A 15,361-nucleotide genomic window follows, 5' to 3' on the forward strand; every position below is an offset into this window, starting at 1 on the left:
ACTGACGAGATAAAATATCTCATTGTTCGCTTCCATTTTATACAGCCTGACGGCATGTACCAAAATCTCAGCGTTGGATTTTGCAAGCAAAATCCGTACTCACTCGTTGTTCAGTTTTCAAAGATCAAACCCGCATCATGTCTTGCGTTTGTTTTTACTTTCTTTCACCACCGCAACTCAGCGGCGACTTAAATAATATATCATGTTTTCTAAGGCTTTGCAACACTTTTTTTAAGATAATTTTTCGAGCATTTTCATTCTGCTTTGTGTTGCTAACTATCTCAGAAAAGACAGCTATAAGAATATATCATATTCTCCTGTTACTTAGCAACATTTTTTTTGATTGATTTTCTATGTCCTCACCTCTAATCGAAAAGAGAAGACTGTCATTCCGTTTTCGAGGAATAACAGCCTTTCTATTTTACATTTCACTCTTTTGGGTCAATCATAAGCTGAACTCACTTTCATGGAGTTTACCTTCACTTTTAATCCCCTTTTGTCAGTCCTTAATCCAGGGATTTTTGCGAGAGCGGGAACTACGGGCAGTGGAATGGGAAGCTGTTGCTACCGTCTTGCGGGAATTTTGATTTTTAGCAGTACTATTTTTACCTGAAACCTTGGCTTTGGATGTCTCTTCTTTGGCTGTATTGCCTGAGGTATCTTTCCCCTTGCCTTTACGCACGTTGCTATCTTTATGTTTGGGAGAAGAGTTAACTTCGTTTTGGGATCCAATATTCAGATTTTCGCCATTTCCCTGCGTTCCGGAGAAATCTGGTACTGACTCCACGTTCCCCTCCCGGCAGCCGCAGTCAGGCAAAAACATATAGGGAGTGGTATACCCCTCTAATGGATTCACAGGTGCATTCTCATGGGCGAACGGGTGATGCGGGAGATTCGCGGATTGTTGCCCTTGTAACTGGCTATAGTCCGATACATACCCGCCCATAGGCAAGCTGTGATGGGGGGATCCCCATTCATGACCCCACTGACTGCCTTGGACTGCACTCTCAGGATGTTGCGGGTAACCTTGATGGATAAATGGAGGATAGACAGGATAGGATGTATTCTCAGCCGCTTCATAGCTTGGATGATACCCCGGGCACATGCAGTCCGGATAGACAGGATATGGTGTCGGTTGAACATTTATAGGCGCTGTTTGTACAGCTCCCCAACTCCATGGGTGCTCACAGTCTTGCTGATATCCCTGGTTGGGGGCTACCGAAGGAGCCCATTGCTCTGCAAAGGAAGTATTTACTGGCGCATTCCCCCATGGCTGGGCAACCCCGATGCCTGGGTACCATGAGTTTGGTCCCGTATTTGTTGGTGAGTTGTAATCATGCGTTGGCTGCTGCATCGGCCATTGGGAATTTGTCGCTGGCTCCGAGTTCGTGCAACCGCAAAATTTCTCCGTTACAGGCTTCAGTTCAACATTTGCAGGCAGCTGCGGTTTTGGTTGAACTGGTTGCGAAGCTATAGGTTGAGGAGCAGGGTTTACGGGCGCCATCGGAATTTCGGGCAGTTTCAATTCAGGCAGCTTGGGAACGTTCACTATTTCCTTAGGCTGGTTCACCTGCTCTTTAGGGATAGGTGTGTTGTCTGGCTTGGGCTGAGTTAGCTCCGCTTTAGGTTGAGTCTGTTCCGCCTTGGTCTGGGGTAGGTTTTCGTTTTCATTATTTGCAGTTGGTGCTGGTGACTCTGATTCAGGCTGTGTTGGCTCTTGTTTGACACCTGTGTTCTTCTTTTGATCCGAAGCAGGATTGTTCGCCTCGCCTTTGTATTGAGGAATATTGACGGTTTCCCCGACCAGTAGAGCGTTCGGGTTTTTAAGTTGGGAATTGGCATCAATAATTAGCTTGAGCGGGACTCCCCATGCCTTGGACAACTTCCACAATGAATCACCCTGCTTGACTTTGTGCTGATAAACCGTTGATGGCTGTTCTTGCATCGCAACAGGGTCTGCCGGAATTTTGATTTTCTCGCCGATACTTAACTGATTCGGGTCAGCCAATTGGGGATTGGCCGCAATAACTTTTTCCAGTGACACATTATATTTCTGAGCAAGCAAATACAGTGTGTCGCCTTTCTTGACGATGTGTATTTTCACAGGTCACAAACCTCCTAGACATTCGTTCGGGCAGGATAGGGTAAACGCCCGGCTTCTGTTATTACATCCTATGCACTTCCCGGGCGAATGACCCCATACAAACAAAAAAATCCTCTCAACCGAATCCCCTTGCGGGCATCCAGTCAAAAGGATTCATATTTTTAGTCCTGCCACACTTTATAGCCGTCTTGATCCACGATCTTACGGAACTCGGCCAGTAACTCCAAAGTCACCGGACCCGCAACTCCAGAACCAATCGTACGACCATCTACTTCATAAGCAGCAATAACTTCTGCTGCAGTTCCCGTAAAGAACACCTCATCAGCGACATACACATCATGCAGCGTAAAAGGCTGCTCCTTGAGCGCATAACCGAGCTCGGCGCACAAGTCGATAATAGCATTACGCGTGATACCCTCAAGCGCTCCCAGATAGCAAGGCGGCGTATACAACACTCCGTTTTTGACGATAAAAATATTGTCCGCGGAACCTTCCGTCACATATCCTTGGGAATTTAGCATAATAGCCTCGCCCACACCAGCATAGTTAGACTGGATTTTCACCAGGATGTTGTTGAGGTAGTTCAACGATTTGATTTTCGGATTCAAAGCATCTGGAATGTTACGACGCTGAGAGACGGAAATCGTCTTAAGCCCAGTCAGATAAGCTTCCTCGGGATAGATGGCGAGTTGCTCCACGATAATGATAATACTTGCTTTCGGACAGCGAAGAGGATCAAGCCCAAGATTTCCAGCACCACGCGATACAACCAGACGAATGTATCCATTACGCATCTCGTTAAGACGGATCGTTTCCGCCATCGCTTCCAGCATTTCATCAGGAGACAGCGGAATGTTTAACTGAATTGATTTTGCAGAATCGTACAGACGGTCCAAGTGCTCTTTGCATTTAAAAATATTACCGTTGTAAATTCGAATGCCTTCAAATATCCCGTCCCCGTACAAAAAACCATGATCATATACGGAAACCTTTGCATTTTCCTTAGTTACATGCTGTCCATCTAGATAAATCCATTGCTCTGCCATTAAGAACCGCACCTCCGATTATTGTTCTTCTAAAATAGGTTCTACTACTTCAACATACTTGTAGCTTGGATAGGAACCAAGGATACGCACGTGGCATCCCAAAGCCTCAATCTCTGCAAATGCTGCGGGAAGCAGGACGGATTCCAAAGATTCCAAAATTTCAATGTAAAAATAGTAGTTCCCCAGTTGCTTTTTGGTCGGACGCGATTCAATCCGTGACAGATTCAACCTGCGCCACGCAAATGCAGATAATACCTGATGCAACGCCCCCGGAAAATCCTGCGGAGGTGTCACCAAAATACTGGTCCGTTGACCTTCAGGTTTACGCGGGAGGCTGATAGGCTGATGGCCGATCAGGACAAAGCGGGTAAAGTTATTATCGTGATCCGTCACCTTGCTGGCCAAAATATCCAGTCCGTGCTTGGAAGCCGCAAGCTTGGTTCCCAAAGCAGTCCAGCCTTTGCCCGGGTTATGTTTAACAATTTCGACGGCTTCCGCCGTACTTCCTGCACTCTCCAGCTCAGCCTGAGCAGCCGTAGTCTGTATGAACTCCTTACACTGCGGAAGTGCTACGGGATGAGACATAATTTTGACCACATTGCTCAAATCCAGCTCGCCCCGGTCATTAGTAAATTCATTGCGATATCCAATGAGGTTTTGAATAGAAGGGTACACCCATTCCGCCTGCATCTGAATGTCCACTTCATGTACAAGCCAATCCATATGCAGACTTACAGAGCCATCAATTGTATTCTCAATCGGAATTACACTGTAGTCAGCCTTTCCCTTGTCCACAGCCTGAAATACATCTGCTATATACTTATAAAACAGCAATTCACAGGGCGTATCCCCTATCAAATACCGAATCGCTTCATGGGAAACGGTCCCCTCCGGAAGAAGTGCAATTCGTTTCATATCGTAATTTCCCCTTTAACCAAGTCCATAAAAGGAATCTCTTTCTTATCAGTATATACTTTAACGCCTTCGCTCTCTGGGCGCAATTTTAAAACAGATGCAGTGATTCCTTCCTTGCTCATCGTTTCGGTTAAATACTGTTCCAGTTCATCTCTCCGGTTTTCCCGGCGATCCGCCAATGCCAGCAATGTCGGTCCAGCTCCGCTGAGAGCCACCCCCAAAGCACCATAATGGTGCGCTTCCTGCAAAATCTCCGCCATACCCGGCACAAGCGCCGCCCGATAAGGCTGGTGAAGCCGATCCTGCATCGCCTCAGCGATCAAATCGGTTTGGCCTGATGCCAATGCCGCTACGAGCATCGAAGCATGGCTCACATTATATACGGCATCTTTCAAGGATACATGCGCGGGTAGAACCTCTCTGGCCTTGGAGGTAGACAATTGGAAATCTGGAATGACTACCAAAACCTCCAGATTTGCATCCGGCTCAAGCCGTAAATGCTTGGCATGTTTGCCATCCCACATCGCTGTAATAATGCCACCAAACAAGGAGGCTCCCACATTGTCAGGATGCTTTTCAATAGCACTTGCCATGTCAAACAGCTTGGAATCAGACAGAGGTGAGCCGATCAGCGCATTTGCAGCCACAAGCGCACCCACAATCGCTGAAGCACTACTGCCTAAACCACGGGTAAGTGGAATATCCGAATACATTGAAATATCCAACTCAGGAACTGGTACTCCAGCCTCCTGAAAAACCATTTGTGCTACTTTATAAATCAGATTCGTTTTATCCTGGGGAATGCCGTTCATTTCGTCCCCGTATAAATGGAAAGCCGTCTGTCCGGCTTCTTTCAATTCAACCCATGCATACAAGGACAACGCCATGCCCAGTGTATCAAAACCGGGGCCTAAATTGGCGGTACTTGCAGGCACACGCACTCTTGCTGTTTTTAAAACAGTCATACAAACAATTCCTCCTGCTTTTTTTGAACTATCCCTCAACCCGATACACACTCTTGATACGGCGAATGACATCCAGAGATTCAAAATGCTCCAGAACCTTTTTCATACTCGCCTTACTAGCCAAATGGGTTACGATAATAATTTCAGCATCTGGATTGACCTCATTTGGTTGCTGCACCACAGATGCCAAACTGACGTCGAATTCAGCAAATACCTGTGTGATCTGCGCCAATACTCCGGCCTTATCATCTACATGCAGAAGTACGAAGTTTTTGAAATACACGTCCTCATCACTGCTGATTTTTTTAGGGTTATAAGGTACGATGGCCTTAAGCCCATTCACGCCGAGCTTGAGGTTCTTCACTACAGCCACCAGATCGGCCACAACCGATGTAGCTGTCGGCATTTCTCCTGCACCCGCACCGTAGAACATGGTTTCACCCACGGCTTCACCGTGTACATAAACTGCGTTGAATACCCCGTTCACCGAGGCCAAAGGATGCTGCTTGCGTACCATCGTCGGCTGAACATTGATCGTAAATTCATCACCCTGACGCTCCGCAATGCCAAGCAGCTTCATTTCATAGCCGAGTGTTTTGGCAAAAGCGATATCTTCACTGGATACCTTTGTAATACCAGTAACGCTTACGTCCTTAAGCTCTACATCCGAACGGAAGCCGAGCGTACCGAGGATAGCCATTTTACGGGCAGCATCCAGTCCCTCCACGTCTGAAGTCGGATCAGATTCCGCGTATCCAAGCTCCTGCGCTTCCTTGAGAACTTCCTCGTAAGAAGCCCCCTCCTGACTCATTTTGGTTAAAATGAAATTGGTTGTACCGTTCACAATCCCCATAATACGAGTAATGCGATCGGAGGAGAAGCCTTCAATCAGCGTACGAATAATCGGAATACCGCCCGCTACACTTGCTTCATAAAAAATATCACACTGCTTTTCCTGCGCCTTCGCCAGTACTTCAGAGCCGTGCAGAGCCATTAAGTCCTTGTTCGCTGTTACGATATGCTTGCCGCGCTCCAGCGCTTCCAGAATGTACTTCTTCGTCTGATCCACGCCACCCATGACTTCGATAATAACATCAATCTCTGGATCACGGATGACCTCCCACGGGTCCTCTGTAAGCTTGGCGGGATCGACTTCAATGGAACGATATTTCTCTATATTTTTAACAGCTATTTTTTCAATAATGATCGGCGAACCGACTTGCCTGCTCAAATCTTCTTGATTTCCTTCCACGATTCGAACGACTCCCGTTCCTACCGTTCCTAATCCTAACAATCCTACTTTGACCGGTTTCATCCATTCCCCTCCTGCTAACTTATATCTGATGAGCTTTATAGCTCTTAACCTTGCCCGATCAGGCGAACGCGCTTCACACCGGAGATGGTTTCCAGGCCCTCCAGCAGAACCCCAAGCTCTTCACTGAGTCTGGACATTTCTACCGAAATGACTACATTGGCTCTGCCTTGCAGCGGGATGCTCTGCTGGATCGTTAGCACATTGCCTCCGTAATCTGCCACCCTGCCGAGAACTCTGGACAGCATGCCGGATTGATGCTCCAGATCAATGGAGATATTGACAATTCGCTCACGCTCCAACTGGTTGACCAAATGAATGCCATCCTTATATTTATAAAAGGCACTTCGACTTAGCCCAACTTGCTCCACGGCGTCATGCACGGTTTTAACATCTCCCGAAGCAAGCAGCAGCTTGACCTGGATCGTCTTAACGATAGCTTCAGGCAAAATATCTTCCCGTACCAAGTAATAGCGCTCTTTCACGAACGTCCTCTCCTCAAAGACTTATGTTTTTGTATAGAGGACATTATATCGAAACTCCTGACAATCGGCAAGCTAACTGTAAAAAAAACGGCTACTGCCGTCTATAGGGTTTCCTATAGCGTAGTAACCGTCCATACTTCAGACAAGTATTTCATTTTTAATAATAGCTGCTGCCTTCTACGAATTCAAACTCGAAATCGGCAATGCGTACAGGCGTTCCATCAACGGCACCACGCTTGCGCAGCTCAGCATCCACACCCATGTGGCGCAATGTTCTTGCTAACTTTAGAATCGCATCGTGCGAATTCAGCTGCATACGCTTCATCATGCGCTCGATTTTGACACTGTGCACCACGAATGTATCGTTTTCACGTATAATGGTGAAACCTTCATCCTCTGCCTTATCCAGCTTAAACACCTTACGTTCATTCACTTCCGCTACTTCCTCAACAACTGGCTCGTCCGGTATTTGATCCAACAGATCAGCAGCTCGATAGAGCAATTCCTTTACGCCTTGGCGTGTCAACGAGGAAATGGGCATAATTTCGAGATCTGGACGAACTGAAGCGATTTGCTCCTTGAATTGAGCCAGATTTTCTTCCGATTCCGGCATATCCATTTTATTCGCCGCCACAATTTGTGGACGCTCGGCTAATGTCGCGTTATATTGCTTTAATTCGTCGTTGATTTTAGTCCAATCCTCAAACGGATCACGACCCTCAGAACCCGCCATATCCACGACGTGAATAATAATACGTGTCCGTTCAATATGCCTCAGGAATTCATGTCCCAGTCCTATGCCTTCATGAGCTCCTTCAATCAATCCAGGCAGATCGGCCATAACAAAGTTGCGATGGTCGCCTACATCCACAACCCCCAAATTCGGGGTAATCGTTGTAAAGTGGTACGCGCCAATCTTTGGTTTTGCGGAGGAGACAACTGACAGCAATGTAGATTTCCCTACGCTAGGGAAACCAACCAAGCCTACGTCGGCCATTACTTTAAGCTCAAGGGTAATATAACGTTCCTGTCCCTCTCCGCCGTTCTCAGCCAGCTCAGGCGCTGGATTGTTTGGTGTGGCAAAACGGATATTTCCGCGCCCCCCACGTCCGCCTTTGGCCACGATGACCTGCTGACCATGACGTGTCATATCTGCCACTACTTCACCCGTATCATCATCCATGATGACTGTACCCGGAGGTATGCGTACGATCATATGATCCGCATTGGCTCCATGCTGGCTTTTGTTGCGGCCTTTTTCTCCACGTTTAGCTTTAAAATGCCGCTGGTACCGAAAATCCATTAAGGTACGCAAGCCTTCATCGACGCGGAAGATCACGTCTCCACCGTTACCTCCATCACCGCCACCAGGGCCGCCTTCAGGAACGTATTTCTCACGGCGAAACGCAATCAGCCCGTCTCCACCGTCGCCGCCCTTAACAAAAATCTTCGCTTTATCTACAAACATGGTTACACCTTCCTTATGTCTGACACTGCATCCGAATTTGAAGCATTTCTCCCGTAGGAAGCTTCTCTGTTCGAATGCGTTCACTTCCGTGTCCGGATCTGACCTGCTTTAACAAATTCAAATCAGCAGGTACGTCACTGCCTTCAAACCGGACGATAACATCATTCTGATCCATACCGAAATAAAGTGTCAATCTGCGCACTTCTCCCCAGGACGACCGGCCCCCGCCATATTGATACGCACGTACCGTTTCTATGACGGCCGAGGCAAGCGACTCGCCGTCTTCGGGAGACATGACAGCGTCCAACTTTAAATGCTCCTCAACCTGAACCATCAACTGTAAATTTCCGGCGTTCACGCGAAAAGATTGCAAATAAAACACCAACGAGGGAATACCCAGCTTTGATATTTTACTGTCCTCTGCCACGCGCCCTTTTATTGTTTCCACATAAGCAGCCGATTTATCATGCTTATTCATACGAATATAGCCATAAAGCACCTGCAAGTCATTCATCCAGTCATGCCGGTGATGATTGAGAGCTGCGATAGCTGTACGCTCCAAAGAACGCAAAGCAGCTTTCCGCTCAGCTTCAACCTGTCTCTGTATATACCACATGCTAAAACAGGCGGCAATAACGGACCACGCGGCTAATATGATAATCGTTAGTGCTGCAGGATAGAGCAGTGAAAAAACCAAAGGAATCAGAATGGAACCCAACGCCAGATGAGGCGCTCTTATCCGCTGGAACATGGCTTCTCTCCGTTCTGCGATAATTAAAATGGATTAATAAAGAACCTTAATCCAGTATAGCACAGACTGACTTTCCAGTTCATTACCATCATACAAAAAAGCCTCCGACAAAATTGCCGGAGGCTTTTCAGCGTGTCTAAGCCGCTATTAAGCTTCTACAGTAGCTGCTACTGGAGCAACGTCGATCGGGTAGATGCTCACCTTTTTGCGATCACGGCCCCAACGTTCGAACTTCACAACGCCGTCCACTTTCGCGAACAGAGTGTCGTCCTTACCGATACCCACGTTCGTACCCGGGTGAATTTTCGTTCCGCGTTGACGAACCAGGATGCTACCGCCGGTAACTGCTTGACCGTCAGCACGTTTCACGCCAAGACGTTTCGATTGACTGTCACGTCCGTTTTTCGTGGAACCTACACCTTTTTTCGATGCGAATAATTGAAGATCCAATGTCAATTTCAACATGATGTCTACCTCCTTCTTTGTTTATTTTCTATTTGAATATACTTACCGTATGATTCAGCAATACTTGTCAACATAATCACCATGGATTCCAGCAACAGTTGTACCTGTGCGTTCACATCATGATGAACTTCAGGGGGAAGATACGCGCTCAAAAAGCCGTTTTCCATTTCCGATTCCATATCAACGTTTGTAAGAGCTTCAATCGAATTGACAGTTCCTACAGTTACCGCTGATACGCCGGCACATACGATATCCTCGCCAGATTTGGCATAATTCGCATGACCTTTAATGGAAAATCCCTGTATGCTGCCATCCTCCAGTCGTGTAATATGCACGATAATCACTTATCGCACCCTCTTACGCTTGGATTTTTCCAATCGTCACTTTCGTGTACGGTTGACGATGACCTTGCTTCACATGGTAGTTCTTTTTAGGTTTGTATTTGTATACAATGACCTTTTGGCCTTGACCATGTTTCTCAACTGTAGCTGTTACAGTAGCTCCGGAAAGAAGCGGTGTACCTGTTGTCAAGCCATTGTCGCTAGATACTGCCAGAACACGGTTGAACGTTACAGTTTCACCATCGGTAGCTTCCAACTTCTCGATGAACAATACATCGCCCTCTTGAACTTTGTATTGCTTACCACCTGTTTCAATAATTGCGTACATTTGCTTGCACCTCCTTATGTCTCAGACTCGCCTAATCGCAGGTGACAACATCCCTGAGGATGCTGTACTTCAGTACCTGATTGGAGCGGTTACAGCATGTGCAGCCAATCTTACGCATGACACATACTAAAAGATTGTAGCATAAGCTTCGTCCACATTCAACCTCTAGTTTAAAATGATTTTGGAAACGCATTGCCTTATAAAATCGTCTTTTCCTCACGCACCTTTTTTCGGGTCATTTCCAGAAGACCTAGCCGTGTCCAGCCAACGACATATGATTTGGTTCGGTCTTTTTTCAGCCTAGACTCCAGCACAGAGGACACTTCACGGCGGTTCTCCTCTTGTTCCATGTCAATAAAATCAATGATGATAATGCCCCCGATATCACGCACACGCACCAGTCGGGCAATCTCTTCAGCCGCTTCGATGTTAGTCCGGGTCACCGTCTCTTCCAGATTGCTGCCCCCCGTAAATTTCCCTGTGTTCACATCAATGACAGTCAGTGCCTCTGTATGGTCGATGATGATATATCCGCCGCCCTGAAGCCATACTTTTCGCGCAAAATCACGTTCCAGTTGCTCATGGATGCCATAGGCTTTAAATATGGTCTCTTCTGCACCACGAAATATGCGCACATGAGCTTTCTGCGGACTGATTTGACGTAGTAATATCTCCGCTTCCTTTGCCTGTTCCTCACTGTCAATAATCAGCTCATCCTGCTCCGGTGTAAACACATCCCGAATCAAACGCTGGACGATGCTCAAATCCCGGTGCAGCTCACATGGAGCCGAGTGTTCAGTAGCTTTACGCTGAATGGCTTTCCATTGCTGACGCAACTGGTTCAGGTCATTTTCAATCGCTTCTCTGCTCATTTCCTCCGAAACTGTACGGATAATGACTCCTTCTTCACCTGTTCGAAGCTGCTCTCCCATCGCTTTCAGACGAGCCCGTTCTCCCTCACGCTCGATCTTTTTGGATACAGCCACATAATCGGCGCGAGGCATGTATACAATCCAGCGACCCGGAAGTGAAAAATGAGTGGTTACTCTGGCCCCTTTGCTACCCACGGCCTCTTTCAACACCTGTACTACAATTTCCTGTCCCACCTTCAACAGCTCGGAAATGGACGGCTTCACCTCAGGTTGCTTTTCCAAATGGGCGTGAAGTACGTCATCCACATATAAAAAGGCATTCTTTCGCTGTCCAATGTCAACAAAGGCGGCTTGCATTCCCGGCAGTACATTGACGACTCTGGCTTTGAAAAAGGAACCCAGAATTCCCCGCTTTCGTGGCAATTCAGCTGCATATTCTACCAATCGTCCCTCTTCCAACAGTGCCATTTGGGTCATCTGTTGCTGGCATTGTACAATCATTTGCTTCATGGTTTTTCAACCTCTCTGGATACAGCCTCTTTCCTCAACTCCATAAAAACTTCTAACTTTTCTATTTAGGTTTAGTTTTTCCGCCCTCCGGCGGGCGCGCTGCAAAATAAGAGCGAATAAGGCGTTGCTCAGGCAATACAGCTACTATCCGTCCCTGCTCATTCATGACATAAATCATATGGTATCGGTCCCTTTTGAAAAGACGCAAAACAGGCTCCAAATGTTTCATAGGCAAGGATACAATTGGCAAGGCAATACTTCCCTTGGCCGCCTCGCGGTAAAAGAGCTCGTCCCTTCCCAGCAAAAAACGTATAAAACGATAGGGGATATTACGATAATCCACAATATTAGAATAAAGCAAAAAAATCCCTACCGCCAGCAGATTTAAATGCACAGGTCCATTTTGCCTTAATAACGGCGAAATACCATAGATACAAAATAGCAGGCTGGTCACGATGCTGGCTCGAAAAGTCCAAACTAGAGTACGGTGATACGGGATGAATAAGCTCATCAGCGCCTGCATTATTTTCCCGCCGTCCAGTGGTAAAATCGGGAGCAGATTGAACAGTGCAATGACGGCATTTCCCTGAATCATATAATTTATATATTCATGCTCCACCCCGCTCACATTTCTGAGCAATAGAAGGATGACAATCATAATTCCGTTTTGCAGAGGACCCGCCAGCGCAATGACAATCTCCTTCCACGCGTTGAGCTTCCCCTGATCGTCAATGACGGCCACCCCTCCAAAGGGTAGCATCTGTATGGTCAGCACCCGCGCCCCCAACAACGTGGCTGCTGTCGCATGCCCCAGCTCATGAATGAACACCAGCGTAAACAAAGTCATGATCTCGATAAAATGTCCTGTCAACACAGAGGTTAGCATCACCAGTACGAACAGTGGATGCAGAGACAAAGTCACACCCCGGACATTAATCAAGGGCTACCACTTCCGCCGGATCAATATACTGATTTCCTCTCTGCACCGCAAAAAACAGAGTCGCCGCCTCACTGCCACTATGGCCTGCTGGCAGCACACCGACCTCGTCCCCCTCCTGGACCCAATCATTCACCTTTAAGGTAGAGCGGGATAGACGTCCGTACGTTACCGTAATACCTCCAGTGTGACGAATCGTAATTGTAATTCCACTTTCCGGGTGATTAAATATGTCCAGCACACGTCCCGCATCTATACTTTTGACAGCGATTGCCTCATTACCAGCAGCATTGGGTGCAATTTCCACTCCTTTGAGACTTAGCGCAAATGGCTGTGTTATATTTCCTTGAATTGGCGGAGAGCCTTTGCGGACTGCGTTTACCTTGTGTGTCTCAGGCTCCTCTCCAAAGATCGGTAAAAAGGACGGGGCCCCATCAAAATAAGTTTCATACCATTGTCCGGCGGCTGCAAAATCCATATCCTTATTTAAGGCATCTGCGATAAACATTCTCAAATTGACGGCATAGGGAACATCCCAGCGAAATAATCCCCACACCAACCCAAATAGCATTGTAGCGAACACAGACCTGCGCCAAAAAGAAACCCAAAAAGACGGACGCCGGTTCTCCCCAAAAGATTGCTGCCAGCGTTGTCGTTCATTTTTCCATTCGGTTTCCGGGTCTCTGGGTCCGTTAGTACTGACTGCTGGCATCGGCTTCATTTCCTTGTTCCTGTACCTGTCCTGATTCATGCCTGAGGAATACTCTTCCGCTTTGTTTCTCGCGATCAGCTGCTGTATGCGTTCTTCTCTGCGCTGCTTGATTCCGGAGTTTTTATTCATCCTGTTCCAGCCCCCCAGCGAGGTATGTTTGGTACATCTTATGAGGACGGGCTTCAACTTATGTTGTCCGGTTCGGGATTACGTATCTGAAAATGAAAAAATCCGACGCAAGCGCACCGGATGTGATTGAATATATAGCAGCTATGTAGTGAGCCTTATATTAAGAACTAGGAATTATAGAAGTTAAAAAGACAAACCAAAAACACTTAAATAAGTTTATTACTTATTTAAGTGTTAGTTATTAAGATGAAAGGACTACGCGGCTTAAAAAAGCCTGTAATTCTTCGTACGTATCTTTCCTCTACATCCATACTCTTACTTAAAACAGTGTAGGAATTTTGCAGGCAGTAGCGAAGCGGGTGATTTGAATCTGAAGAAGCGAAGCGTTCGCCTTTGCCATGGGATTCTTACCACTAAACGTTTTACAAATAAAAGAATCCCGTGGCAACAGCGATCGTAAGATCAAATCACACGCGGAGCCGTCTCCAGCCATAACTCACTGTTTTCTTCATCCACCCATACCAAAAAATTTTTTAAAGCGAGTCATCACGCTTTTCTTCTGATCCAGCTGCATGAGCGGCACTGTGTCACCCAAAATCCGTCTAGCAATGTTACGGTAGGCAATCGCTGCCTGTGAATCCGGATTCATGACGGTAGGCTCTCCTGTATTGGCTGACTTGATTACCATTTCATCATCCGGCACAATCCCAATGAGGTCTATGCTAAGCACTTGTAAAATGCCGTCAATATCCAGCATATCCCCGGATTTGACCATGCTGTTACGGATACGGTTAACCACCAGTTTTGGTGAGATCACATGCGAGCTTTCCAGCAATCCGATAACCCGGTCAGCATCACGCACAGCAGCGTTTTCCGGTGTCGTTACGACAATGGCCTGATCCGCTCCGGCAATAGCATTTTTGAAGCCTTGCTCAATACCCGCAGGACAGTCAATCAATATATATTCAAAATCCTTTTTAAGCTCCAAAATAATATCCTTAACCTGCTCCGGCGTTACGGCACTCTTGTCCTTAGTTTGAGCAGCAGGCAGCATATACAGCTCCTCAAAGCGCTTATCCTTGACCAGAGCCTGATTTAAACGGCAACGACCTTCCGCTACATCGACCAGATCATAAATAATCCGGTTTTCCAGACCCATAACAACATCCAGATTACGCAAGCCGATATCCGTATCCACCAAGCACACCTTTTTGCCGAGCAGTGCCAGCGCTGTTCCTATATTGGCTGACGTCGTCGTTTTGCCGACGCCGCCTTTTCCTGAAGTGACGACGATAGCCTCTCCCATGTGCTACACCCCTTTGAACACGTTAAAATCGCGGCCCAGACGCACAATATTACTCATTTTATCTATTTGCATGGCGCCGTCCTTGAGATACGCAAATTCCATTCCGGATTCACGCGTCTCCCATTCATCGGGTGGACGACTGATCATTTCGGAAATTCGCAGCTGTGTTGGTGCAAAATAGGAGGCTGCGATAATTGCCTCGCCATTCCCCTCCATCCCCGCATGTGCCATACCTCGCAGGGCACCGAGGACATAGATATCACCAGTACACGTTATAATTCCACCGGGGTTCACATCTCCCAAAAAGAGCAAATTCCCGTTATGATGAAGCACCTGGCCTGAACGGATAATCCCTGTCACGGTGTGGATGGGAGCTTTCCCCTGCACTTCTGAAGGCAGCCCGGGTGATTCGACAGACCGTATGAGCAGATTCCCCTTCTGTCTCAAAATCTCCAGAATGCTTTCCTTCTGTTCCTCCGTCACTTCCCGGCTTCCCAGCTTAATGTCTACATGAATAATCGGGCCGGTTAAAATATTTTGATGACTGTGCTCCAGCTTGAAACGCAGCTCACCCAGCAAATCCTCAAACTCGCATTGATCGTCCAGAAGGAATACCAGGCCGTCTTTGATGCCTTTAATCGTGACATGATTCGATTTCACCGCCATTAGCCTGTCCCTCCTATCTCAATCATTTCGTCCCCGGAACGTGAAATCC

The 15,361-nt window shown here is 47.1% G+C and carries 17 protein-coding genes and 1 other annotated feature; of the genes, 1 reads left to right on the plus strand and 16 read right to left on the minus strand.

What is annotated here, in order from left to right; translation table 11 throughout:
- A partial coding sequence (locus ABIA61_RS17040) for a hypothetical protein (RefSeq protein ID WP_404519671.1) occupies positions 1 to 192 on the plus strand: 192 nt, incomplete at its 5' end.
- Positions 193 to 499: 307 nt separating this feature from the next.
- Here ABIA61_RS17040 and ABIA61_RS17045 read toward each other — a convergent pair.
- From ABIA61_RS17045 to minC, 16 genes are all read right to left on the minus strand, one after another.
- A complete protein-coding gene (locus tag ABIA61_RS17045; RefSeq protein WP_283652987.1) occupies positions 500 to 2,104 on the minus strand; it encodes a LysM peptidoglycan-binding domain-containing protein in 1,605 nt (534 codons plus the stop codon).
- Between the two features lie 161 nt (positions 2,105 to 2,265).
- Complete coding sequence (gene ilvE, locus ABIA61_RS17050; protein ID WP_149094823.1) at positions 2,266 to 3,150, minus strand: branched-chain-amino-acid transaminase; 885 nt, start codon at positions 3,148 to 3,150, stop codon at positions 2,266 to 2,268.
- A gap of 18 nt (positions 3,151 to 3,168) precedes the next feature.
- On the minus strand, positions 3,169 to 4,065 hold the full coding sequence (pheA, locus tag ABIA61_RS17055; protein WP_283652988.1) for a prephenate dehydratase: 897 nt from the start codon (positions 4,063 to 4,065) through the stop codon (positions 3,169 to 3,171).
- A complete protein-coding gene (thrB, locus tag ABIA61_RS17060; RefSeq protein WP_283652989.1) occupies positions 4,062 to 5,030 on the minus strand; it encodes a homoserine kinase in 969 nt (322 codons plus the stop codon). Before thrB ends, pheA begins: the two co-directional genes overlap by 4 nt.
- 28 nt (positions 5,031 to 5,058) lie before the next feature.
- Complete coding sequence (locus tag ABIA61_RS17065; RefSeq protein WP_283652990.1) at positions 5,059 to 6,345, minus strand: homoserine dehydrogenase; 1,287 nt, start codon at positions 6,343 to 6,345, stop codon at positions 5,059 to 5,061.
- A gap of 44 nt (positions 6,346 to 6,389) precedes the next feature.
- Positions 6,390 to 6,827 carry an ACT domain-containing protein gene (locus tag ABIA61_RS17070; RefSeq protein WP_007431685.1) on the minus strand — a complete coding sequence of 146 codons (438 nt, stop codon included), beginning with the start codon at positions 6,825 to 6,827 and terminating at the stop codon, positions 6,390 to 6,392.
- Between the two features lie 157 nt (positions 6,828 to 6,984).
- A complete protein-coding gene (gene obgE, locus ABIA61_RS17075) occupies positions 6,985 to 8,295 on the minus strand; it encodes a GTPase ObgE (protein WP_404519669.1) in 1,311 nt (436 codons plus the stop codon).
- 13 nt (positions 8,296 to 8,308) lie between these two features.
- Positions 8,309 to 9,046 (minus strand): Spo0B domain-containing protein, encoded by a 738-nt coding sequence (locus ABIA61_RS17080; protein WP_283652992.1) that lies wholly within the window; start codon positions 9,044 to 9,046, stop codon positions 8,309 to 8,311.
- 147 nt (positions 9,047 to 9,193) lie between these two features.
- Complete coding sequence (gene rpmA, locus ABIA61_RS17085; protein WP_014277581.1) at positions 9,194 to 9,511, minus strand: 50S ribosomal protein L27; 318 nt, start codon at positions 9,509 to 9,511, stop codon at positions 9,194 to 9,196.
- Positions 9,512 to 9,516: 5 nt separating this feature from the next.
- Positions 9,517 to 9,855, minus strand: a complete 339-nt coding sequence (locus ABIA61_RS17090) for a ribosomal-processing cysteine protease Prp (RefSeq protein ID WP_283652993.1) — start codon at positions 9,853 to 9,855, stop codon at positions 9,517 to 9,519.
- A 13-nt stretch (positions 9,856 to 9,868) separates the two neighbouring features.
- The gene (rplU, locus tag ABIA61_RS17095; RefSeq protein ID WP_014277583.1) at positions 9,869 to 10,180 is read right to left on the minus strand and encodes a 50S ribosomal protein L21; all 312 of its coding nucleotides are present in this window, start codon (positions 10,178 to 10,180) and stop codon (positions 9,869 to 9,871) included.
- A gap of 13 nt (positions 10,181 to 10,193) precedes the next feature.
- Positions 10,194 to 10,281, minus strand: a sequence feature (ribosomal protein L21 leader region).
- A 96-nt stretch (positions 10,282 to 10,377) separates the two neighbouring features.
- The gene (locus ABIA61_RS17100; protein WP_283652994.1) at positions 10,378 to 11,562 is read right to left on the minus strand and encodes an Rne/Rng family ribonuclease; all 1,185 of its coding nucleotides are present in this window, start codon (positions 11,560 to 11,562) and stop codon (positions 10,378 to 10,380) included.
- Between the two features lie 61 nt (positions 11,563 to 11,623).
- Positions 11,624 to 12,502 carry a M50 family metallopeptidase gene (locus tag ABIA61_RS17105; protein WP_283652995.1) on the minus strand — a complete coding sequence of 293 codons (879 nt, stop codon included), beginning with the start codon at positions 12,500 to 12,502 and terminating at the stop codon, positions 11,624 to 11,626.
- Positions 12,495 to 13,340 carry a M23 family metallopeptidase gene (locus tag ABIA61_RS17110; RefSeq protein WP_283652996.1) on the minus strand — a complete coding sequence of 282 codons (846 nt, stop codon included), beginning with the start codon at positions 13,338 to 13,340 and terminating at the stop codon, positions 12,495 to 12,497. Before ABIA61_RS17110 ends, ABIA61_RS17105 begins: the two co-directional genes overlap by 8 nt.
- Positions 13,341 to 13,848: 508 nt before the next feature.
- Positions 13,849 to 14,646 carry a septum site-determining protein MinD gene (gene minD / locus ABIA61_RS17115; RefSeq protein ID WP_014277587.1) on the minus strand — a complete coding sequence of 266 codons (798 nt, stop codon included), beginning with the start codon at positions 14,644 to 14,646 and terminating at the stop codon, positions 13,849 to 13,851.
- Between the two features lie 3 nt (positions 14,647 to 14,649).
- A complete protein-coding gene (minC, locus tag ABIA61_RS17120) occupies positions 14,650 to 15,312 on the minus strand; it encodes a septum site-determining protein MinC (RefSeq protein WP_014277588.1) in 663 nt (220 codons plus the stop codon).
- Positions 15,313 to 15,361: the final 49 nt, after the last annotated feature.

It is taken from the genome of Paenibacillus sp. RC21, assembly GCF_044907935.1.
Lineage (GTDB): Bacteria > Bacillota > Bacilli > Paenibacillales > Paenibacillaceae > Paenibacillus > Paenibacillus terrae_A.